Origin of the sequence: Sorangium sp. So ce406 (assembly GCF_051474675.1) — a bacterium.
Lineage (GTDB): Bacteria > Myxococcota_A > Polyangia > Polyangiales > Polyangiaceae > Sorangium > Sorangium cellulosum_G.
Map to the genome: position 1 here is coordinate 6,983,852 of NZ_CP150340.1, position 20,823 is coordinate 7,004,674.

19 protein-coding genes are annotated in these 20,823 nt (G+C 70.0%); 8 read left to right on the forward strand and 11 right to left on the reverse strand.

Annotated elements, in window-relative coordinates:
• Nucleotides 1-2 precede the first annotated feature (2 nt).
• Nucleotides 3-1,100 (forward strand): SDR family oxidoreductase, encoded by a 1,098-nt coding sequence (locus tag WME96_RS25740; RefSeq protein ID WP_437284242.1) that lies wholly within the window; start codon nucleotides 3-5, stop codon nucleotides 1,098-1,100.
• A gap of 63 nt (nucleotides 1,101-1,163) precedes the next feature.
• Here the strand turns inward: WME96_RS25740 and WME96_RS25745 are convergent, their stop codons facing one another.
• Nucleotides 1,164-2,243: a matrixin family metalloprotease gene (locus WME96_RS25745; RefSeq protein ID WP_437284243.1), complete on the reverse strand. Its 1,080-nt coding sequence runs from the start codon at nucleotides 2,241-2,243 to the stop codon at nucleotides 1,164-1,166.
• 108 nt (nucleotides 2,244-2,351) lie between these two features.
• On the opposite strand from WME96_RS25745, the gene WME96_RS25750 reads away from it, so the two are divergent.
• Together WME96_RS25750 and lspA are read left to right on the forward strand one after the other, a co-directional pair.
• Nucleotides 2,352-2,843, forward strand: a complete 492-nt coding sequence (locus WME96_RS25750; protein ID WP_437284244.1) for a hypothetical protein — start codon at nucleotides 2,352-2,354, stop codon at nucleotides 2,841-2,843.
• An 86-nt stretch (nucleotides 2,844-2,929) separates the two neighbouring features.
• Entirely contained in the window at nucleotides 2,930-3,406 is a 477-nt protein-coding gene (gene lspA / locus WME96_RS25755; RefSeq protein ID WP_437284245.1) for a signal peptidase II, read from the forward strand.
• 97 nt (nucleotides 3,407-3,503) lie between these two features.
• Here the strand turns inward: lspA and WME96_RS25760 are convergent, their stop codons facing one another.
• The gene (locus tag WME96_RS25760) at nucleotides 3,504-5,402 is read right to left on the reverse strand and encodes a CotH kinase family protein (RefSeq protein ID WP_437284246.1); all 1,899 of its coding nucleotides are present in this window, start codon (nucleotides 5,400-5,402) and stop codon (nucleotides 3,504-3,506) included.
• A 697-nt stretch (nucleotides 5,403-6,099) separates the two neighbouring features.
• On the opposite strand from WME96_RS25760, the gene WME96_RS25765 reads away from it, so the two are divergent.
• Nucleotides 6,100-6,255, forward strand: coding sequence for a hypothetical protein (locus tag WME96_RS25765; protein WP_437284247.1), 156 nt, complete (start codon nucleotides 6,100-6,102; stop codon nucleotides 6,253-6,255).
• Nucleotides 6,256-6,438: 183 nt separating this feature from the next.
• Here WME96_RS25765 and WME96_RS25770 read toward each other — a convergent pair whose 3' ends face one another.
• From WME96_RS25770 to WME96_RS25785, 4 genes are all read right to left on the reverse strand, one after another.
• A complete protein-coding gene (locus WME96_RS25770; RefSeq protein WP_437284248.1) occupies nucleotides 6,439-7,098 on the reverse strand; it encodes a hypothetical protein in 660 nt (219 codons plus the stop codon).
• A 290-nt stretch (nucleotides 7,099-7,388) separates the two neighbouring features.
• Entirely contained in the window at nucleotides 7,389-9,173 is a 1,785-nt protein-coding gene (locus WME96_RS25775) for a glucuronyl esterase domain-containing protein (protein WP_437284249.1), read from the reverse strand.
• A gap of 554 nt (nucleotides 9,174-9,727) precedes the next feature.
• Nucleotides 9,728-10,180: a DUF3565 domain-containing protein gene (locus tag WME96_RS25780; protein ID WP_437284250.1), complete on the reverse strand. Its 453-nt coding sequence runs from the start codon at nucleotides 10,178-10,180 to the stop codon at nucleotides 9,728-9,730.
• A 202-nt stretch (nucleotides 10,181-10,382) separates the two neighbouring features.
• Nucleotides 10,383-11,585: a glucuronyl esterase domain-containing protein gene (locus WME96_RS25785; protein ID WP_437284251.1), complete on the reverse strand. Its 1,203-nt coding sequence runs from the start codon at nucleotides 11,583-11,585 to the stop codon at nucleotides 10,383-10,385.
• A gap of 773 nt (nucleotides 11,586-12,358) precedes the next feature.
• Here WME96_RS25785 and WME96_RS25790 point away from each other — a divergent pair.
• Both WME96_RS25790 and WME96_RS25795 read left to right on the forward strand, forming a co-directional pair.
• Entirely contained in the window at nucleotides 12,359-12,946 is a 588-nt protein-coding gene (locus WME96_RS25790; protein ID WP_437284252.1) for a pyridoxamine 5'-phosphate oxidase family protein, read from the forward strand.
• Nucleotides 12,947-12,952: 6 nt separating this feature from the next.
• On the forward strand, nucleotides 12,953-13,951 hold the full coding sequence (locus WME96_RS25795; RefSeq protein ID WP_437284253.1) for a VOC family protein: 999 nt from the start codon (nucleotides 12,953-12,955) through the stop codon (nucleotides 13,949-13,951).
• A 203-nt stretch (nucleotides 13,952-14,154) separates the two neighbouring features.
• Here WME96_RS25795 and WME96_RS25800 read toward each other — a convergent pair whose 3' ends face one another.
• The 3 genes from WME96_RS25800 to WME96_RS25810 form a co-directional block, all read right to left on the reverse strand.
• Nucleotides 14,155-14,679, reverse strand: a complete 525-nt coding sequence (locus tag WME96_RS25800) for an SRPBCC family protein (RefSeq protein ID WP_437284254.1) — start codon at nucleotides 14,677-14,679, stop codon at nucleotides 14,155-14,157.
• On the reverse strand, nucleotides 14,666-15,022 hold the full coding sequence (locus WME96_RS25805; RefSeq protein ID WP_437284255.1) for an ArsR/SmtB family transcription factor: 357 nt from the start codon (nucleotides 15,020-15,022) through the stop codon (nucleotides 14,666-14,668). Before WME96_RS25805 ends, WME96_RS25800 begins: the two co-directional genes overlap by 14 nt.
• A gap of 106 nt (nucleotides 15,023-15,128) precedes the next feature.
• Nucleotides 15,129-16,637, reverse strand: a complete 1,509-nt coding sequence (locus WME96_RS25810) for an FAD-dependent oxidoreductase (RefSeq protein ID WP_437292351.1) — start codon at nucleotides 16,635-16,637, stop codon at nucleotides 15,129-15,131.
• Nucleotides 16,638-16,841: 204 nt separating this feature from the next.
• On the opposite strand from WME96_RS25810, the gene WME96_RS25815 reads away from it, so the two are divergent.
• Nucleotides 16,842-17,369, forward strand: a complete 528-nt coding sequence (locus tag WME96_RS25815) for a TetR-like C-terminal domain-containing protein (RefSeq protein WP_437292352.1) — start codon at nucleotides 16,842-16,844, stop codon at nucleotides 17,367-17,369.
• 28 nt (nucleotides 17,370-17,397) lie between these two features.
• On the opposite strand, the gene WME96_RS25820 is transcribed toward WME96_RS25815, so the two are convergent.
• Complete coding sequence (locus tag WME96_RS25820) at nucleotides 17,398-18,834, reverse strand: FAD-dependent monooxygenase (RefSeq protein ID WP_437284256.1); 1,437 nt, start codon at nucleotides 18,832-18,834, stop codon at nucleotides 17,398-17,400.
• A 68-nt stretch (nucleotides 18,835-18,902) separates the two neighbouring features.
• Between WME96_RS25820 and WME96_RS25825 the strand changes: the two genes are divergently transcribed.
• Nucleotides 18,903-19,517 (forward strand): TetR/AcrR family transcriptional regulator, encoded by a 615-nt coding sequence (locus tag WME96_RS25825; RefSeq protein WP_437284257.1) that lies wholly within the window; start codon nucleotides 18,903-18,905, stop codon nucleotides 19,515-19,517.
• Nucleotides 19,518-19,629: 112 nt separating this feature from the next.
• Here the strand turns inward: WME96_RS25825 and WME96_RS25830 are convergent, their stop codons facing one another.
• Nucleotides 19,630-20,742, reverse strand: a complete 1,113-nt coding sequence (locus tag WME96_RS25830) for an ABC transporter substrate-binding protein (protein ID WP_437284258.1) — start codon at nucleotides 20,740-20,742, stop codon at nucleotides 19,630-19,632.
• Between the last annotated feature and the right edge of the window lie 81 nt (nucleotides 20,743-20,823).

The following is a 20,823-nucleotide window of genomic DNA, read 5'->3' on the forward strand; positions in this document are numbered from 1 at the left end:
CCATGAACGTGAGCGACGTCGAGGTTCTGGTGACGGGGGGTACGGGGTTCATCGGGCGCTGGCTGCTGGCCGAGCTGACCCGGACGAAGGTCGTGGCGGCGCCGGTGCGCGGCGCGCGGCAGCGGGCCGCGGCGCTCTCCGCGTTCGTCGACGCGCACGGCGGCGATTCGCGGCGGCTCCTGGTGGTCGAGGGCGACGTGGAAGAGGCGTCGCTCGGCCTGGCCGACCGCTTCGAGCAGGTGCGCGATGTCTATCACCTGGCGGCGCGCTTCGCCTTCGGGCTCGGCGTGCAGGAGGCGCGGCGCTGCAATGTCGAGGGCTCGCTGCACGCGGCCACGTGGGCGCTCGCGCGGCCCCGCCTGCGGCGCTTCGTCTATCTCGGCGGCTACCGCATGCTGCACGCGAGCACCCGGCCGGGCGCCGAGAGCGCGCTGACCGAGCGCGCGCGGGTCCGGCTCTATCGCCGACTCGGCGCCTACGAGGCGTCGAAGCACGAGTCGTACCTCGCGGTGCGCCGCCTCGCGGCCGAGCGCGGGCTGCGCTGGACGGCCGTACATCCGAGCAGCGTCATCGGCGACTCGCGCACCGGCGAGACAACGCAGCTCACGGGCCTCGGCGAGACGGTCGAGCGGCTCTGGAAGGGCCGCTTGCCGGCCCTTGTCGGCAGCGAGCGCACCTTCTTGCCGCTGGTGACCGTCGACTACCTGGCGCGCTTCCTGGCGAGCGTGCCCGAGCGCCCCGAGACTGCGGAACAGGACCTCTGCGTGCTCGATCAGGCGACGCCGCGGCTGCCCGCGCTGGTCCGCGGCATCGCCGCCCACCTGAAGCGCCGCCCCCCGCGGTGGGTGCTGCCCGTCGGCCTGGTACGTCTGCTGCCGGAGGCGCTCACCGGCGTGCCGCGAGAGAGCCTGTCGTTCCTCGCCGAGGACGCCTATGACACCCGCGCGGCCGACGCCCACGCCCGCGCGATGGGGCTGGTGATGCCGCCGATCCAGACCAGCGTGGAGCGATGGTGCGATCACCTGGTAGCGACGCGCTTCGGCGCCGCCCCCGAGGCCGCGCGGAGCCGCTCGACGGCCTCCTCGGCGTCGGGGGGCTGAGTCCGTCCGCCACGGCGCCGTCGAGGATGCGGGGGCGCGCCGCGCGGAACGGGGCGACGTGGGTCAACGCTCCGTCGCTCGCCCGCGTCCCCGGCGCCGCGCGGCCATCGCGATCGCCGCAGCGCTCAGCCCACCGAGCCAGCCGGCGCGGCCGCCTGCGCCGCGGGGCATCGCCCCGAGGCTGCACCCCGTGACCTGCTCCGCGCCGCACTCGGGCGAGAACCCGTGCCTCGGGATCGGGTTGCACGCCACCGGGTCGATCTCTGCAGGCGGGAACAGGGCGCAGATCCCGTTGATGTCGTCCTGCTCGATCGAGCGGAACGCGACCTCGTCGACGCCGCCAAAGGAGGTGACCATCGTCGCCCCTTCGTGCTGAGTGTGGGAGAGCCCGAGAAAGTGCCCCATCTCGTGGGTCACGACCGCCAGCAAATCGTGGCTCGATCCCTTGGAGGCACCGCACCCGTCGTCCTTGCCGCCGCTCTCCCGATCGAACGCGATGTCCGGGTTGAGCTGGTAGCACGCCGTGTTCATCTCGACGTCCGCGTTGTAGACCTCCCCGTCCACGGTGCTGAAGATCTGCGTCGTCAGCGCGATCTGCTCCGGGCTCCGCGGCCAGCGCGTATCGCGGAACGTGAACACGTTCGCGTTGCCCGCCCGGACGTTGTACTCGACATCGCCGCACGAGACATCGCCCATGTACTGCACGGCGAAGCCGGGCTTTCCCCCGCCCGGGCACTCTGCGTTCGCCCAGGTGGCGAACGCCTCGTCCACCGTCCTCCGGATCGTCTCGAGATCGAAATACTTCGAGCCGTCGTCGTCGATGGCGTACCCCATGCACGTGCGATTCCACCGGATGGTCGAGCACGTCCACTTCGCCTCCGGCGGGCTGGTGCACGGCTTGTCGTTGGGCGGCGTCGAGCAGGTCTGGCCCCACTGGCACGTGCTCGGGCAGGTCTCGATCGGATCGCACCGGTAATACGAGGTGACGCAGTCCGGCTTCTTCTGCGCGATCTCCTCGTCCGTGCACTCGGAGGAGACGCACGTCTCCGTCACACAGTAGGCGCGCGCGCTCGATGGCCACGCGGCGATGCCGGCGGCCGCGAGCGCGGCGACCGTGAATCGGTCCAGTGCAGGCGAGCCCATGCGGAACATGCGGAGAGGAAAGCCCGGTGCGGCCTCCGGCGCAAGCGCTCGGCCAGTTGCCGGCGGCAAGGCTGCCGCGATCGCCCCGCCCGTCGTATCGTGGGCGCCGTGCGGCCTCGCCCCCCCGCCTCCCGTCCTCGCGAGTACCTCGCCATCCTCGCTGGCGCCCTGGCCGCGGGCGCCGGCGGAGCGCTCTTCGATCAGGTCACTGCCACGATCTCTCCGGAGTATTTCCTCGACGGAAAGGGCCTCGCCGCGTCGAGCTTGCCGTTCCGGATCGCTGTCGCGTGGACGGGGTTCCGCGGAGGTCTGCCGCTCGGCGCCCTCGTCGCCGGCGTTGGCCTCGTCCGCGCCGCGCGCAGCGACCGGTTCTCGTGGCGCGCCTGGCTGGCGAGGATCGTGGCGGCGCTCGCCGCGGCGCTCGCGGTCTGCCCGGCCGTCATGGCGGCGCTCGATCCGTTCGGCGTGCGCGAGGCGAGCCTCGGCGCGTGGCCCCCAGGCGCCGCCACGCGGTATCTCGTCTGCTGGGGGCTCCACGCCGGCGCTTACCTCGGCGTCCTCGTCGGCGTCTTCCTGGTGAGGTCTGCGGACACGCGATGACGACCTCATCCCACGCCGTCCTCTCTGGTGAGAGCGGGAATCAACAGCCGCGGCCGTGCGTTCCGGCGGCCATGGCGCGACGCGTGATGAGCTGGGTCCTGATCCTGTTCACGGTGGCCCTCGTGGGGTGCGATCACGCGACCAAGGCGGTCGCGCAGGCCGCGCTCGAGCGGCGAGCGCCCCTGTCGATCGTGCCGGGGGTGCTCGATCTCCGCTACGCCGAGAACCGCGACATGGCGTTCAGCCTGCTCCGGGGCATCCAGTCGCCGGCCAAGGTGGCGTTCCTCTTCGTGTGGTCGATGATCGCCCTCGGCGTGGTGATCCTGGGCTGGTGGCGCAGCCGCCACGCCTCGGTCGCCGAGCAGGCCGGGTACGCGCTCATCGTCGCCGGCGCGATCGGCAACGCGATCGATCGCGCCGTCCGTGGGTACGTCATCGACTTCATCCACCTGCATCGCTGGCCGGTGTTCAACGTCGCCGACATCGCCATCGTGGCGGGCGGGATCCTGCTCGGCATCGTGATGTTCCAGCGTGCGCGCCGGGAGCCGCGCGAGGCGTCCTGAGCCTCTCCGCTGGCCGCCCGGCGTCACGCAAACCCGTACAGCGCTCGCCGCAATCCCCTTTTCGTGATCGCTGACGCCCCGGTCGGCCCGCGCCGTGTCACGGCAAGTTGGCGTCCATCCAGGCGAGTCGGGCCAGGAGGAAGTCGTGCATCACCTGGAGCTGCCCCTCCCACGTGGGCGCGGTGGGGCCGCCGAGGAAGCCGGTGCTCGACCTGATGATGCTCGACACCGGCCATCTGGCGAAATCGCGGACCACGGCCCGCCCGAGCGGCGCGCTCAGGGTATCCATGCGCTCCTCGATCGCGGCCTCGGACAGGAGCGTCTCGCGGAGCTCCGCGTAGCGCGTCCGCACCTGCGCCATGAACGCCGGGTCTCCGGTGAGCTTCTGATACCAGTTGTTGACGTTCCTCTGGCCGCTGAAGCGCCAGCCGGTGTCGCTCGCCGACTGCGGCGTCGCGCTCTGGGCGCCCACGCCGCCGAGCGCGAAGTTGTAGTCCCACAGCGGGCCGGCCTTGAGCTTCTCGTCGCGATCCTTGTGGTAATAGGCGCTCCGCACGTACGCGTCCACGTTGAGCGTCAGCTCGTTGATGATCAGGTAATCGATGAACGACGGCACGTCGATGTACGACGCGTAATCGCCGATGGGCGTCTGGTGCAGGCCGTCGTGGAACTGCTGGATGTACTGCGTCAACCAGGTCGCCTGCTCGGCGTTCAGGGGATCGGGATCCACGACCTCGAGATCGACCCAGCACGTGCCTACCGGACGACCGCCGCCGCCGAAGCCGAACCCCGGGAGGGGATCCGAGCCCGTGCACGCGAGCTTCGGCTCCTCGGCGGCCGCCTGGTCGAACTTGAAGATGTAGCCGCCGCTGATGTCGGGCAGCTCCCGGTCCTCCTCCTCGAGCTGCTTGAGATCGGTGCGGACCTTGTTGTTCTTGATCGTCTCCGAGATCCAGTAGATGCCCTGGTAATCCGCTTCGCCGATCGCGTGCGCCTCGTAGTTCAGGTAGACCTCGGCGAACTCGTTGCGCGGCGCCTGGAGGCCCATCTCCCGGCCGAGCGCGTAGGTGAACGGATTGCGGATCAACGTGCGGTCGTAGTAGGGCGGGATCAGCGCCCAGTCCGAGTCGGCGGGCATGCCCAGCACCTCGTAGTCGAGGTCCTTGTTGCGGTTGTCCCACAGCTCGAGCTTGTACGGCGTCTGCGGAAAGGACCGCGACGACTGGCCACGCACGTGGTAGCCCGCGCGCATCGCCATCGTGGGCAGCGAGGCCATCGAGGCGACGCCGTCGACCGGCTCCCAGATCATCACCGCCGCGTCGAAGTAGACTTCTTTATCGGTCGGCTTGCCCTTGCCGTAACCGTCCACGATCATGATGGGAATGTCGGACGTCGCGTCGATGGTGCGCGCGATGTAGAGGCCCGTGCTCACCGAGCCTGTCGCGGCGCCCCCCACGAACGGCTGCGCGCGAACCTGCGTGGTGGCCGTGAGGATCACCGGCTCGCCCGTGTACAGCGTGGAGTCCGCGGTCGGCAGCTGCCCGTCCACCGTGTAGCGGATCTCGGCCCCCTCGATGGTCGTGGTCATCCCGACCTGGATCTGGTCCCTGAATGTCTGGCTCGGCGTGGAAAACGCGACATCCCCGATCAAGGGCTCAGTCTCTGACGGGGTATCATCGCCACCCGAGCCGCCGGTCCCGGTCGTCTCGCTGCCGGAGCTGCCGGTCCCGGCCGTCGCACCTCCCGAGCCGCCGGTCCCGGTCGTCTCGCCACCGGAGCCGCCGGTCCCGGCCGTCGCACCTCCCGAGCCGCCGGAGCCGCCGGTCCCGGCCGTCGCACCTCCCGAGCCACCCGAGCCGCCGGTCCCGGCCGTCTCGCCGCCCGAGCCGCCGGTCCCGGTCGTCTCGCCGGTCCCCGCCGCGCCCCCGCCGCCCGAGCCGCCAGCCGACGCGGAGCCGCCACCCACCGCGCCCGAGGCGCTCGATGAGCTCGCCACCGTCGCGCCTCCGGCGCCGTCCTGCGGTGCCGCAGGCTGGGCCTCCGGTGCTGGGGCACAGGCAACGCCCAGCGCGAGGATCGCGACCGAGATGGATCCGTGAAGGCCGGCAAAGCGTGTGTGTTTGCCCAAGATGGTATTTTCCACAGTTATCCTCATCCAAAGTTCAATATCTCGTCATCCTACTGACACACAGGGCGCCAGCGCTACCCGTTTCTCGCCCGGCGCGGGGTGCGGCTCCTTCAGGAGTTATTGATACAGCGTCGCTTTCCCAGGAGGACGGAGAACCCCCTGCCGTCGCCCAGCGCGGGCGGAGGGGCCTCGCGCTGGCGGCTGGACGAGGGTGCGTCCGGGGATCGGCCTGATGGACGACGCTCGGTGCAACGAGCGCAACGTCGTTGCACGCGCGACGCTCGCCCGCGACGCCGGCGTCGGGCGAGCGCAACACAGGTCTGCGCAGGCGCAACACGGGTGCAGCAGGCGAAACGCGCGGAACCGCGCGGCCCATCGAACCGCTGGTGAAATGAGCTGCGGCCGCGTGCGTCCGGGACTGGCACGAGCCGTGTACTGGCGGAAGGCGCTCCTCGGGGGCGATTCACCGCCTCACGAGACGTCACGGCTGCGATCGATCGAGTGCCGCTCCTCCCTGTGCCGGGTCGAATCGGCCCATCAGGATCCCGATTCCTACAATCGGTTCGTGTACGGCGCATTCCACGATCCCGCGACAAAGCTCTGGCATGGTGGCAGCTTCGCGACCGTGCTCCCCGATCCCGACGAGGAGGGCCGTGTGGTGACCGTGGCCTACCTGGCGCGCGACGGCCAGTCGTTGCCGCCCGTCTGGCAAGACGAGTAGGGTTGCCTCCCCGACCTGAGCAATCCCCTCATTGTGCAGCCGTTTTCAGCGGAGAAGTTGAACAGGGAGGCGGGGAGGCGGGGAGGCGGGGAGTAATGGAAGACTTTCCTCCCCGCCTCCCCCTCCAGGACCGCCGGCGTCCAGCGGTCGGATGCGCCTCGTCGTGGCCCCGACCGCCGCGCCTCACGGACAGCGCGGAGCGGTGTACTCGCCGCTCGCATCGACGTCCCAGAACCCGTTCACGGTGATCCGGAACCGCACCTCGGCCTCGTCGATGGCGAGGATCTCGAGCGTGCCCGGTCCGAGCGACCCACCTCCCCCTCCGCATTCGTCCGATCCCGGAGCGTGGGGCTCGCCTGTCATGCTCATACCGCTGTAGTACATGAGCCCGGGATCCTCCAGGTCATAGACCCCGACATGCTGGTAGGCGCTCGGCAGCACGATGCGCAGCTCCCAGTGCCCGCCGCAGGTCAGGTGCGCCATCGGCGAGCCGCACGACTCGCCGAGATCCGACACACGCAGAAAGAGGTCGTCGGGATCGAGCGCCGCTTCGCCGCCCCCGGCGCTCGAGCTCGTCCCGACGTCATCCTGGCTCGCCCAGTACTCGTCCCAGAGCACGTCCTGCTGCGCGCGCGTCAGCGCGATGGCCGGCAGCGGATCGCCCGGCACAGCGCCGCCATCCGAGCCGCCGCAGCCCGCGTGTCCCGCCGAGCCGTCCTCGCCGGACGGGTCGACGGGATCGGTCGCGCCGCCCTCGTTCGTGCCGCCATCGATGAAGGTCACATCGCAGGCAGTCAGCAGGAGGGGCACCAGGACACCAAGCGTCGAGATGAATCTGGTCATGGTGCCCGCCAATGCAGGACCAGCGCCAACCTGGAAGCAGGGAAAACCGCGGCAAACGGCGTCGCGGAGCGGGTGTGTGTGCCATGGATGTGCCAGCGTGCGCCTCGGCGCGCCGGCGCCGGCCAGCCGACTGTGCCGCTGGCGCCCCTCGGGTGCGCGCCGCTGCGGTGCGCGCGCGGGCGGGGCGCCAGCGCACGCCGGCGACCAGCGGTCGAGGGGCGCTGGCCGCCGCGGCCGCCGGTCCTATCGTCCAGTCGCCTGCGTGGCCAGGCGCCCCTTCGGCAGGAGCGTTACTCGAGGCGCGGCGCCGTCCACCTCATCCACCGGGCCAGGTCGGCCCGCGCCCCGTCGCTCTTCAGCACGTTGGTGTCGCCGGTGCCGCCTCCGACGAGGAACTTCTTCACGTACGCCTCGAGCATCGCCCGCTGCGCGGAGGGGAACTGGCAGTGCTGGTGGCCCCCGAGCTGCCAGTAGCCCATCCTGTCGGGCACGCCGAGCCCCTCCCAGATCGCGTGGGCGATGGACCCGGCCGTGAAGGTGCTGTCGATGCCGAGCCAATCGATCTTGTTGTCGAGGACGAGCAGCGCGCGCGGCGCGACGAGACCCATGACCATGTGATGGTCGAAGGGGAGATTGTTCACCCTGCTGCCGAAGTTCGACCCGAAGTTGGCGCGGAACCAGGGCTGCTCACCGGCCGCGCTGGACAGGGTCTGCACGTTCTCCCCGGCGTTCTTTCCGGCCTGCGAGACGCGCCAGCTCGCCGAGCCTCCGGCGCCCGACTCCTGGGGGATCGTCAGCGCGATGCGCTCGTCGAACGCGCCCGCCGTGAGCGCGCCCTTGCCGTTCCGCGAGCAACCCGTCACGGCGATGCGCTTCGGGTCGATGTTGGCTCCCGGGGTCTTCTCCAGCGCGTCGATGATCCGGCTGATACCCCAGGCCCACGCGATCATCGAGCTGGCCGCGTGGCTGCTGCCGTACAGGTCATAGAACTTGCCCGTCCCGCGCGAGCCGCCGCCGCTCTGGGCGCCCATCTCGTTGTTGTTGAAGTCGGCCGTCGCGACGCCGTTCGAGGTGAACACGCTCGTGTCCAGGTTGTTGCCGCCGATGCCGATGACGAGCGGAATCGGGCCCGAGGGCGCGCCGGCAGGCCGGTTGATGTCGACGCCGAAGGAGATGCTCTTCGATGCCTCGCTGACGTTGACCGTCAGCCTCCTCCCCGAGAACGTACCCGTGACCTTGTCCTTGGACGTCATGGGCTTCGGTCCGGACTCATACTCCTCGACCTGCGCCTTGATCTCTGCGCGTCGGCATGCCCACTCCGATTTCCTCGTGATCCGCGAACCGCTCAGGTTGAGGAACGGATCCTGATGGGTCTCGAAGGCCGGGAGGGACGACGCCGCAGGCAGCGTCGGCCTGGGGCAGCTCGCGCCGCTGTCCTCGACGGCGCCTGAGCCGCCGCCTCCGCCTCCCGCGCCGCCTCCGCCTCCTCCGCCTGCGCCGCCGCTGCCGCCCGCCCCGCCGGAGCCGCCCGCCCCGCCGCTGCCGCCGGCCCCGCCCGCTCCGCCGGCGCCGCCCGTCCCCGAGCTGCTGCTCGACGACGCGCTCGAGCTGCTGCTCGACGACGCGCTCGAGCTGCTGCTCGACGACGCGCTCGAGCTGCTGCTCGACGAGGAGGAGGCGCCCGTGCCGCCGGTGCCGCTGACCGATGCAATCGAAGGTCGCCCTGAGCCGCTGCCGCAGAACCCCCACTCCGCCGTCTGGCCCGCAGCCAGCGTTCCGTTGTGGGCCACGTTTCTGGCAGTGAACTGCCCGCTCCCCGGCGTGACGTTCACGTTCCACGGCGTGCTGTTCGTCGAGCCGTTGAGCGCCACGACCACGCTCCAGCCGGTGACGGCCCTGCGGCCCGTGACCTTCACGTTCGCGCAGTAGCCGCTTCCCCAATCCGACTGAATCGCGAGGTCCGCATTCACCGAGCCGTCCGCGCTGAGCACGGCGGAGTCCAGCCCGTCGAATTCCTCGTCCTCGATGGGCTCGACGGTGCAGGCGAGCATACCGAAGGCCAACGAAGCAGACATGTAGCCAAGCAGGCGAGTGACGCGCATTAAGATTCTCCAGGATAAGGTCGGTCGAGCCGCAGGCTTCTACTCAAAACGGAGCTATCAACAAGCGAGGGCGCCTGCGAGCTCCACCGAGCCATGGTTAGAGTCCAAGATTCCCGGCAACCGCGCTTTTGATCACGGCTGCATTCGCGGGCCTGCGCCGACCCGATGCCCGGCGACCACGACGACTGTCGGAGATAGACTCACATGCGGGGACCCAGCGGGGCAGTGGCCTACGCCAGAGAAAGTAAGCGGAACCTGGATGCGCAGCCGCAAAAAGCAGGTCATCGCGGCAGCTGCGTACAGTCACGTTGCGCGCATTGGCCCGGGAGTAGAAGCGTGTGAGGCTCGTTCACTCTCCTGGAAAAACAACGATGTACCGATAATCGGTGCATGCGCGACGAGGGCATCGACGGGGCCCGCTTCGGGCCACACCCCCTGGAGCTCGTCCAGCGCGACGCTGCGCGGTCCTCCCCGCGTCCGCGGCGCAGGGCGGGCCCGAGCGCTCCGCCGGACCCCGGCCGAGCGGGTCACCCTCCCTTGCGGTGAAACTCCACGAAGAACCGCACTGGACCGTCGGGGTCGACGTGGTGCAGCACCTCGGGCACGACGATCCCGGGGGATCCCGCGTCCAGCCGCATCTCTCGACCGCCGAGGCCGTCGATGTGATAACGGAGCCGCCCCGAGACGACGTGGATAACGCCCCACACACCGGTCTTGGTCGCGTGGTTCTTTCTCAGGCCGCCCGGGATCGTGCCCTCGTCGAACTCTGCCGTTCGTTTGTACGCCACCATCCCGTCGGGCATCTCCAGCCGATCGCAGCGCACGCAGTCGAGCTCGGTTCCGAGCATGGACGCGCGGCCCTCGGGCGTGAGCACCCAGGGGCGCAGGAAGAACGGCGGGTTGTGCCGGACGTGCTGGCCATGGCCACAGCTCAGCTCGGCGACCCAGTCGCTCGCGTCGTCCTGATGGAAGCCTGTCACCGCTCGGCGCATCCCGTCGGTCTACCCGGTCCGAGGCCGGGCGTCACGCCAGCTTCCGTCGGCGCGCAGAACGTGCGCGCGCGCCTCCGCGCGTGTGGCTGGCGCGGGCACGCGCTCCCCCTGGAGGCCGACCTGGGGCAGACCCGGGCCGAGCTGGGCGAGCTCGGGCGCCGCGTCCACGGCGCAAGAGCGTGCAGGGCGATCACTCGAGGCTCGGCGGCGTCCACGCCATCCACCGGGCCAGATCGGCCGTCGCCCCGTCGCTCTCGAGCACGCTGGTGTCGTCGGTGCCGCCCCCGACGAGGAACTTCTTCACGTACGCCTCGAGCATCGCCCGCTGCGCGGAGGGGAACTGGCAGTGCTGGTGGCCCCCGAGCTGCCAGTAGCCCATCCTGTCGGGCACGCCGAGCCCCTCCCAGATCGCGTGGGCGATGGACCCGGCCGTGAAGGTGCTGTCGATGCCGAGCCAATCGATCTTGTTGTCGAGGACGAGCAGCGCGCGCGGCGCGACGAGCCCCATGACCATGTGATGGTCGAAGGGGAGATTGTTCACCCTGCTGCCGAAGTTCGACCCGAAGTCCGCGCGGAACCAGGGCTGCTCACCGGCCGCATGGGACAGGGTCTGCACGTTCTCCCCGGCGTTGCTCGCTGCCTGCGAGGCGCGCCAGCTCGCGGAGCCTCCGGCGCCCGACTCCTGGGGGATGGTCAGCGCGACGCGCTCGTCGAACGCGCCCGCCGTGAGCGCGCCTTTTCCATCCCGCGAGCACCCCGTCACGGCGATGCGCCGCGGGTCGATGTTGGCTGCCGGGGTCTTCTCCAGCGCGTCGATGATCCGGCTGATACCCCAGGCCCACGCGATCATCGAGCTGGCCGGGTGATCCTTGCCATACAGGTCATAGAACTTGCCCGTCCCCCGCGAGCCGCCGCCGCTCTGGGCGCCGATCTCGTTGTTGTTGAAGACCGCCGTCGCGACGCCGTTCGAGCTGAACACGCTCGTGTCCAGGGTGATGAAGCCAAAGCCCGCGAGGCTGATGAGGAGCGGGATCGGGCCGGAAGGCGCCCCGGCAGGCGCGTTGATGTCGATCGAGAAGGAGACGCTCTTCGCGCCCTCCTTGACGTCGATCGTCAGCGTCTTGCCCGAGAACGCGCCCGTGACGTTCTCCCTGGCGACCGCGGGCTTCGGCCCGGACTCATACTCCTCGACCTGCGCCTTGATCTCCGCGCGTCGACACGCCCACTCCGACCTCTTCGTGATGCGTGAGCCGTCCAGCATCAGGAACGGGTCGTGATGGGTCTCGTACGCCGGGAGAGACGACGCGGCAGGCAACGTCGGCCTTGCGCAGCGCGCGCCGCTGTCCTCGACGGTGCCGAGCCCGTCGGCGCCGCCGGATCCACGTCCACCCACGCCCGCGCTTCCTTCATCACCGCCCGTGCCCGCGTCCGACGATCCGGCGGAGGTGCCTGACCCGCACGCCACGAGCAGCGGTAGCAAGGCGGTTCCGGTGAGAAGCTTGAACGTGATCGATCGAAAGGGCATCGCTGGCCTCGCTGGGTCGACAGGGCTCGGCATGGGCGTGCTCGAACGGTCGTGCCGCGTCTCCCCCCACCGGAAACACCGGACCGCGCTTCGAACACGCTTCTTGCAGCTCCAGACCGCATTCTAACGGTCATGGCGCTGACCCCGGTCAAGAAAAATCCATGCCTGTTCACTGCTCGCGTCCTGTCGCGAGAGCAGCGATCCTCGTTGGTTCTCGCCCTTATGCCCACCTCGGCGCCGCCCCAGGAGGCGCCTCCGTCGTATGCTCATTCACACGAACGCCTCACTCCCCACGACCGGGCTTCGACGTGCTGTGTGGCGTGGGCTGTGTGGCGTAGATGGATGATCTGGCGCTCCGTGGCCAGACGTCTGGCTCTCCATGGCCAGACGTCTGGCTCTCCGTGGCCAGACGTCTGACCAGCGCCGCGATCGGGTCACGCTGGAACGGTTCATCAGCCGCCGCCCGCCGCATGCTGCCACGCAGCCCTCCGTGAGGAGGGTCCCCCCGCCTACCCCTCCCCTCGGCGCCGCGCGCGCCCTACAGCACCGCGTGACGCGGCCGCAAGCCATGGCCGCTGCTGCATCGTCCGTCGACAGGCGCCGCGAGCGCCCCGGCGCCCCCTTGGACCACACGAGGACTCATGGGACGAACCTTCTCCGAGCTGGACGACGACATCACCGGCTTCCTCGCCGAGCAGCGCCTCTTCTTCGTCGCCTCCGCGCCCTCGGGCGACGGCGGGCACGTCAACGTGTCGCCGAAGGGGCACGACACCTTCCGCGTCCTCGACCCGCGGACCGTGGCGTACCTCGACCTGACCGGCAGCGGCGTCGAGACCATCGCGCACCTGCGCGACAACGGCCGCATCACCCTGATGTTCTGCGCGTTCGCCGGCCCGCCGCGCATCCTGCGCCTCCAGGGCCGCGGAGAGCCGGTCTTCCCCGGCGACCCGCGCTTCGACGCGCTGGCGGGCCTGTTCCCGCCGTTTCAAGGCGTCCGGTCGGTGATCCGCGTCGCCCTCGAGCGAATCGCCACGTCGTGCGGCTACGCCGTGCCGCACATGGCGTACGAGGGCGAGCGGGACACGCTGTCGAAATGGGCAGAGCGCAAGGGGCCAGAGGGCCTCTCGCGCTACCGCCTCGAGAAGAACACGACGAGCATCGACGGACTGCCGGGCTTGCCCCTCTCCGACGACGGTGGCAGCGTCCCGAGCGCCCGGAACCGGAGGTGACCCGCCATGCGTCATGACATCGATCACCTGCACCACGTCGGTCATATCGTGCGCGACATGGAGGAAGGCCTCGCGCTCTACCGGCGGCTCGGCTTCCGCCTGTCGCCGCCCGCCTACCCCATGCTGTCTCCCAGGGAGGGCGAGCCTCCGCGTCCGTTCGGCGCGACGAACACCCACGCCAACTTCCCGCGCAGCTTCGTCGAGCTCGTGAGCTGCATCGACAACGACGATCCCGACCGGCTCCCGAGCGACGCAAAGCGCATCCCCCTCCAGGCTCCCCCGGAGCACCTGGCGCGGATCACCGAGTCCATCCGCAGCACCGTCGCCAGGCTCGCCGCGTGCCTCGCTCGATTCCAGGGCTTGCACATCCTCGTGTTCGAGACCCCCGACGCCGACGCCGCCGCCGGCCGGCTGAGCGCGGAGGGCATCCATCACGGGGGCGTCATCACCGTTCGACGCCCGGTGGACACCGCGAACGGGACACGGATGGAGCCGATCCGGCTCCTCGAGCTCGACAGCCCTGCCCCGGAGGAGACAGGCAGCGTCGCCGAAGGGAGGATCGCGATCGCGGAGAACCCGGCGGCGGCGCTGCTCAAGGCGCAGCCCGACATCGATCATCCGAACGGCGCGGTGGATCTGGTCGAGTCGGTGCTTTGCGTCGCCCAATCCGCCTTGCCCGAGGTCGAGCGCCGCTACGAGAAGTACCTCGGCCGCCCCGCGCGCGCCGACGGACCGGCGCGCGTCTTCGAGCTCGATGGTTCCCGGGTCACCCTCGTCGCCGACGCCGACCTGGAGGCGATCCTGCCGGGCGAGCGGGCGCCCGCGCTGCCGGCGTTCGTCGCCTACGCGGTCGCGGTGCGCGACATCGGCGTCGCGCGGCAGCTGCTGGAGGAGAACGGGTTCCCGCTGAAGCGGTCGGCCTCCGGCGACCTCTTCGTCCCCGCCGCCGCGGCGCTCGGCGCCGCGATCCTCTTCCGGGAGAGCGCGCGCCGCCCGTCGGGATGAGCCGGGCGACATCGACCGAATCAGCGGGCTTTCTCGGCTGTGCCGGCACCATCATCGCCCCTCCCGCCCGAGCTCCGCGCCCTCGTCGCGCGCGTGCCGAGGCGGCGACCCTCGTGCGCCTCGCGCCGCCCGCGTGAATGCGCAGCGCCGAGAAGGAAGACCGCGCTCGTCGCGCTCCCCGGCGCCCCTCCCGCGCGATGGCTTCAGGACGATCGCGCCGTCGTACCAAGCGTGACGAGAAGCTCGGCGAGCTGCTCGAACGTCTCGTCCATCCCGCTGTACGCGCCCGAGGCCAGGGCGGCGTCGCGCGCTTGCTTCGATCGATAGAGCTCGTGCAGCACCTGCAGCGTCTTGCCGCCTTTCTCCTCGAGGGTCACGGTCGTGACGGCGCCATCGTCGCCCGCTTCGTCGTTCGTCCACACGATGCGCGAATGCGGTGTCACTTCGAGGTACGTGCCGAAGAACGCCATCGGCTGCGCGGCATCGTGACCGAAGACCAGGCGGTAGCTGCCGCCGGTGCGAATATCCGCTTCGTAGGAAAGTAGAGGCACGGGCATCGACTTCGGTATCCACCACCGCCTGAACAGCTCCGGCGTGGTCCACGCCTGGAACACGATGCGCGCCGGGGCATCGAAGGTCCGTGTGACGACGATCTCGCGATCGGACTTCGGTTCCACCGTCGTGCGATTGCTCGTCAATCTGGGCTCACTCTCTTTACTTGCGTCCATCGACGTTCTCCTTTCGTTTCAGCTCCTCGATGACCTTGTCCAGCTCGTCGAACCGTGCGGCCCAGAGCTGGCGGTAGCTCTCGATCCACGCCGTCTCTTCGTCGAGCTGGCGCGGGCCGAGCTTGCAGGTACGCACGCGGCCGACCTTCTCGGTGGTGACGAGCCCGGCCCGCTCGAGGACGCCGACGTGCTTCTTCATGCCCGTGAGGGTCATGTGAAACTTCTCGGCGAGGTCCGTGATCGAAGCGTCGGCTCGTCCGAGCTGCTCCAGAACGCCGCGCCGGGTCGCGTCGGAAAGCGCGGCGAAGGACGCGTCGAGGCGGGCACTCGAAAACTGAACCATGTGGTTCAGTATTTAACGCACGCGTCGGCGTCGTGCAAGAGGAGATCGAGCGCGTGCTCCGTCGCGCGTCTCTGTCGCACCCGTCGCAGACCCGCCGTCGCAACGCTCAGCTGAACGCGGCGAGATGGTCCGAGACTGCCGAGGCGTCGCCGGCGTCGGAGATCAGGGCGACGTAGCCGTCGGGGCGGATGAGCACGAGGGTGCGCTCCGTCGCGCCGTAGGCGTGGGCGAGATGGCCAGCGGTGTCGACGACGTCGTCGGGGCCCGCCGGCTGTCCGACGACCTGGAGCGTCCTCAGGTCGGAGGCTGAGGCGCCGATCGCAGGCGCGGGCCCGAAGCTCAGCAACGTGAAGCGCCCGCCGCGCGTCAGCTCGAACAGCCGGCGTTCACCTTCCACCGTGGTCAGCTTCGTCGCGTCGGGAGCGCGGTCGCCGGCGCGGAGCTGGGCCGTCCCGTCGCGGTCGTCGCGCACCAGGGAAGAGCCGCGGTAGTGGATGTCGAGCTGGGTGGTGCTCGCATCGCGGCGGGTGGCGACGTCGTTCCGCTCGAGCGCCTGCTGGAGGCGCGTGTTCGAGAGCGCGAGCACGCCGGCTGCGATCGGTCGCCGCTCGGCCTCGTAGCTGTCGAGCAACGCCGGCGAGGCGCCCTTCGCGACCGCCGCCAGCTTCCAGCCGAGGTTGTGCGCGTCCTGGATGCCTGTGTTCATTCCCTGGCCGCCGGCGGGCGAGTGGATGTGCGCCGCGTCGCCGGCGAGGAACACGCGACCCTCGCGATATCTGTCGGCGAGGCGGATGTTCGCGCGCCACAGCGACGACCACGTCGGCTCGTGGAGCCGGAGGTCGGTGCGGCCGCTCCGCCGCTCGAGGATCGCCCGCATGCTGGCGAGGCTGAGCTCGGGGTCCTGTCGCGGCGCGACGACGGCCCCCAACTGGAAGACGTCGGTCGAGGGCAGCGGGCAGAGGCTGAGGGCGCCCTCCTCATGCCACCAGATGCGCCAGGCGTCGCGGTCGAGGCCGTCGACGTCGACGTCGGCGACGATCATCCGCACCTCCTCGCGGGTCTCGCCCTCGAACGCGATGCCGGCCAGCTTGCGGACGATGCTGTGGCCGCCGTCGCAGCCGACCAGCCAGCGCGCGGCGACCGTCTCCGTCGCACCGCCTTTGACAACGACCGCCGACACGCCTTCGTCGGACTGCTCGAAGCTCGCGAGCGCTGCACCGAACTCGACCGCGCCGCCGAGCTCCGCCAGCCGCAGCCGCAGCGCTTCCTCGGTGCGCCATTGGGGCGTGATCAGGCTCGCCGGATAGGGGATGTCGGCGCGACCCTTCAGCGTCTCGGGGATGGCGCCGCCCAGCGTCACCCGGCCGTCGGGAGCCGTGGAAAGGATCGGCATCGCCATCCGGCCGTGGGCGATCACGCGATCGACGATGCCGAGATCGTCGAAGACCTCGAGCGTGCGCGGCTGGATGCCCTTGCCGCGCGAGCCGGGCCGCGGGCCGGGGGCGGCCTCGATCAGGCGGAAGGGCACGCCGCTGCGGGCGAGCTCGCAGGCCAGCGTCAGCCCGGTCGGGCCGGCGCCGACGATCAGCGCTGCGCACATCTCGGGATCCGTCATCGTCCGTCTCCGGTTGAAGAGAGCGATGGATCTCTTATCATCCGCGGCGTTGATAAGAAATGAAAAATTCTCTAAAGGGTCAGGCCCATGACGACAGGAACGCAACGGCAAGTCCGCCGCAGACGGCGCGGCCAGCAGCTCGAGGCCGATCTGCTCGACGCGACCTGGGAGGAGCTGGTCCAGGTCGGCTTCGCGAACCTGACCATGGAATCGGTCGCCGCGCGCGCTCGCACGGGGATCGCGGTCCTGTACCGTCGCTGGGCGAACAAGGACGAGCTGGTGTTCGCCGCCATCCAGCACCGCCGAGACGGGAGCCCGGTCGCGGTCCCCGACACCGGCGCCCTGCGCAGCGACCTGCTCGCCCACCTGACGGCCCTGAGCGACGCCCTCGCCGGCTTCTTCGCCATCGCCGCAGCCGCCGCCTTCTCGGGGTTGCTGGCCAGCACCGGCCTGACCCCCTCGCAGATGCGCGACAAGGTCATGGACACCCAGAAGCCGCGTGTCCGCATCCTCTACCAACGCGCCCACGACCGCGGTGAGGTCAACCTCGAGCGCATTCCCTCCGCCGTGCTCGCCATGCCGTACGACCTCGTGCGACACGACCTGCTCATGGATCTCAAGCCGCTGAAGCCCGCACGCATCCAGTCCATCGTGGACGAGCTCTTCCTGCCCCTCGTACAGAGCTCTGGAGCGCGCGAAGGCAATGCAGCACGTCGCGTTCGGCGTCGATGACGTACCGGCGACGGCGCGTCGCTCTGATTCAGAACCAGCGCGCGAGCGCGTCGTCGAGCGACGTCGACGACGCGGCTGTCCACGCGATGCAGCCGTCGGGACGGACGAGCATCGACGGGCCGTCGTTGGTGCGCGCGACGTGCACGTTGCGCGGGAGTGACCGTTCCGAGGGCGAGATGAAGAGGCCGCCGCCCTTCTCCATCAGCACGTAGAGCCGCTCTTCGCTGCCGCCTTCGAGCGTGAGGAGCTGGTCCTTCGCGAGCGTGCCGACGAGCGGGTCGTCGTCCCCGAGGTCGTAACGAACGCCGACGCCCGAGAGCATCTCGCCGAAGTAGCGGTTGCCTTCGGGCAGCTTCATCAGGTCGCTCACGATGGTGCGGAGCGCGCTCGTCAGCGGGTCAGGTCGCATGAGCGCTACTTGCGCGCGGGTATTTTCGAGGACGCGCGCGGCGACGGGATGGCGCTCGGCGGTGTACGAGTCGAGGAGATGCTCGCGCCCCTTCACCGCCGCGGCGAGCTTCCAACCGAGGTTCGCGGCGTCGACGAGGCCGAGGTTCAAGCCTTGGCCGCCAAAGGGCGAGTGGACGTGCGCGGCGTCGCCGGCGAGAAAGACGCGGCCAGCTCGGTAGCTCGTCGCTTGCCGCGCGTGATCGGTCCAGCGCGTCGCCATCGTCATCGAGAGGATCTTGACGTCGGTGCCGCTCACGCGCTGAATCGCCGCTTCGACCTCGGCTTGCGTGATCGGCGCATCCCGATGGGGCGGCGGCCCGTTGAACTCGGCCGTGAAGACGCGCCCCGGCATCGGTCCGGACGCGACGAGGCCGCGCGGCGTTCGATGCCAACCCATCGCGAGCTTCTCGGGCGCATCGAGCTCGACGACAGCCTGATAGCCGGTGATGGTCGGATCCGTGCCGGGGAACTCGAAGCCGGCGAGCTTGCGGACGCGGCTCCGGCCGCCGTCGCAGCCGACGAGGTACCTCGCGCTCCGCGGGCCCGCGCTCGTCTGCGCGGTCACGCCGTCGTCGTCCTGCTCGAAGCCTTCCACCGTGATGCCGCGACGGATTTCGATCCCGAGCTCGGTCGCGCGCGCGCTCAGGATCCTCTCGAGCGCCTCTTGCGGCACGAGACGCATGTGGCGCTCCGGGTCGCGCTGGAGGTCTTGGTCAACCAAGAACATCCCAGAAAAATGGCCTCCTGGCCTCTTTATCGTTCCAGATCCGAAGCGCGCCTTCAGCGCCGGCATCATCCGCGCCATGGTGGCACGGCGCTCGTCGTCGAGCGCACCCGCGAGCCCGCGTCGCTCCAGCGCCTCGGCTGCCACCGCGCCGACCCCGGCGGCCTTGATCGTGCGGTCGGGCTCCACGAGCCGCTCCAGCACGAGCGGCTTCACGCCCGCGATCGCGAGCTCGATCGAGAGGAAAAGCCCGACCGGGCCGGCGCCTACGATGACCACGTCGTGAGTCATGACCCAAATCTTAGACTCGGTAAACATTTGTGCAAGCCAAATATTTGTCTTGGTATAAGATTCGATCCATGGGCGAGCTCCGGGAAAGCAAGAAGCGCGAGACCAGGCAGCGGATCTCCGACGTCGCGACGGCGATGTTCTTCGCGCGCGGCTTCGACGCGGTGACGGTCGAGGAGATCGCCGCCGCCGCCCGTGTCTCCAAGATGACGGTGTTCAACTACTTCGCGCGCAAGGAGGACCTCCTCCTGGATCGCGAGGACGAGGTGAAGCGGCTCTTACGCGAGGCCATCGGCGAGAGGGCGCAAGGGCAGTCGCCGATCGACGCGCTCCGCCGCCTCGTCGACAGGCTGTGCGAGCAGAAACATCCGTTCGCTCGCATCGACAGCCAGACGGTCGGCTGGTGGCGCGTCGTCGCGGCGAGCCCGTCGCTCAGGGCGCGCCTCCGCGAAATCGGGGATGAGACGGTCGAGGCGCTCGCGGTCGAGCTCGCTGGTCCGAAGCCCGATGGCGTCGCGCGGCTCGTCGCCGGCATGGTCGTGCTGACGTGGCGCACGGCGTACGGCGAAGCCATCCGCGTGTTCGAGCGCGGAGGCTCGGCGAAGAAGGCGAACGCTGCGTTCATCGCGTTGATCGACCGCGGTTTTGCGGCCATTCACGGAATGGCGGCAGCCTCGCCGCGGTGATGCCCGCGCTCCGCGCGAGCGCGGCCCGCGAGGTGATGTTCATGTTCAACACCCATCCACCCGAACGTCGTGGGCAACCGCCTGATCCGGGCAGTCGGACCTCTGTGCTCTCTCAGCCGGCGTGAAGGACCCGAAAGCGATCGGGCTCCGCCGGATCTCGATCAACGACCTGGACTGGCGGCCAAGCCCATTGCCAGACGCTGATACCTGGGGTGCGAGAGAACTGGATCTGCCCGCGGGTGCCTTCGACTGCGACGCGCGCCCAGGATTCGGCGGTGCGCGCCCGGTCTGCGCCGTGAGAACGCAGCACATCGGAGAGGACGGCGACCGTGTCGTAGCCCTCGAAGGCGACGAAGGAGGGCGCTTCGGCCAGCCGCTCGCGCAGGGCGGCCTCGACTCGGGCACCGAGCGGGCTGAGGCGCTCGGGCAGGTAGCGCAAGAACGGGATCGCGGCGCTGTCGCCGCCCAGCAGCGTCGCCCATTCGGCGAACTCCGGTTGCCCGGCCGGAGCACCAATCATGATCTCGCGGAGGCGCTGGTCGCGGCGGACAGACTTGACGATCGACACCGCCGGCTCCGGGTAGCCGACCAGAAGAAGGAGGGCTGTCGCGCGATCGTCGACGAGCTCGTCGCACACGGCCGCGGGGGCGAGCGCGCGCATGTCGAGCTCGATGACGGTGCCGCCGCGTGGAGCGAGGTAGTCCCGCAGAACGCGGGCCCCAGACGCCCAGTAGACGCTCGAATCGGCTGCTACGGCGATGCGCCTGTGGCCCGCGCCGAGGAGGAAGCTCGCGTAGATCCGCCAGCCGTGGGACTGCGCCGGGGCGAGGCGCGCGACCCATTCCGTTGGCTGTTCGGTGAGCGCGTCGAGGACCGCTGACGAGCAGAGGAACGGCAGGCCGAGGGCGTCGGCCCTTGCGGCAGCGGCGCGAGCGACGACGCTGTGGTACTCCCCCGCCAAGGCAGCCACACCCAGGCGAGCCAGCTCATCGACGGCCGCCACGGCCCTCTGTGGATCAGCCGCGGTGTCTCGGACCACCAGCTCGAGTGGTCTTCCGACGATCCCGCCGGCGTCATTGACTTCGCGAACGGCCAGCTCGAGTCCAGCGAGCAAGTGCCGGCCTGCCTCGACCCAGCCGGGCCGAGTCAGCGGAACGAGAGCGCCGATCTGGACGGAGGATCCGTCAGTCCGCTCCGCTCCAGGTGGTGACGGTGGTGTATTCATGCGTTGGCGTCTCCCATGTGACGGTTGTCACGCCGAGCCGCTCGGCGTAGCGCTCGAGCGCCCGCTGCCAGGCCGGGCGCG

Excerpts from the sequence above, each read along its gene's own strand:
- WME96_RS25740 (WP_437284242.1), top strand. The coding sequence starts at position 3 with ATGAACGTGAGCGACGTCGAGGTTCTGGTGACGGGGGGTACGGGGTTC.
- WME96_RS25745 (WP_437284243.1), bottom strand. The coding sequence starts at position 2,243 with ATGGGCTCGCCTGCACTGGACCGATTCACGGTCGCCGCGCTCGCGGCC.
- lspA (WP_437284245.1), top strand. The coding sequence starts at position 2,930 with ATGAGCTGGGTCCTGATCCTGTTCACGGTGGCCCTCGTGGGGTGCGAT.
- WME96_RS25770 (WP_437284248.1), bottom strand. The coding sequence starts at position 7,098 with ATGACCAGATTCATCTCGACGCTTGGTGTCCTGGTGCCCCTCCTGCTG.
- WME96_RS25775 (WP_437284249.1), bottom strand. The coding sequence starts at position 9,173 with ATGTCTGCTTCGTTGGCCTTCGGTATGCTCGCCTGCACCGTCGAGCCC.
- WME96_RS25790 (WP_437284252.1), top strand. The coding sequence starts at position 12,359 with ATGGGACGAACCTTCTCCGAGCTGGACGACGACATCACCGGCTTCCTC.
- WME96_RS25795 (WP_437284253.1), top strand. The coding sequence starts at position 12,953 with ATGCGTCATGACATCGATCACCTGCACCACGTCGGTCATATCGTGCGC.
- WME96_RS25800 (WP_437284254.1), bottom strand. The coding sequence starts at position 14,679 with ATGGACGCAAGTAAAGAGAGTGAGCCCAGATTGACGAGCAATCGCACG.
- WME96_RS25805 (WP_437284255.1), bottom strand. The coding sequence starts at position 15,022 with ATGGTTCAGTTTTCGAGTGCCCGCCTCGACGCGTCCTTCGCCGCGCTT.
- WME96_RS25810 (WP_437292351.1), bottom strand. The coding sequence starts at position 16,637 with ATGACGGATCCCGAGATGTGCGCAGCGCTGATCGTCGGCGCCGGCCCG.
- WME96_RS25815 (WP_437292352.1), top strand. The coding sequence starts at position 16,842 with ATGGAATCGGTCGCCGCGCGCGCTCGCACGGGGATCGCGGTCCTGTAC.
- WME96_RS25820 (WP_437284256.1), bottom strand. The coding sequence starts at position 18,834 with ATGACTCACGACGTGGTCATCGTAGGCGCCGGCCCGGTCGGGCTTTTC.
- WME96_RS25825 (WP_437284257.1), top strand. The coding sequence starts at position 18,903 with ATGGGCGAGCTCCGGGAAAGCAAGAAGCGCGAGACCAGGCAGCGGATC.
- WME96_RS25830 (WP_437284258.1), bottom strand. The coding sequence starts at position 20,742 with ATGAATACACCACCGTCACCACCTGGAGCGGAGCGGACTGACGGATCC.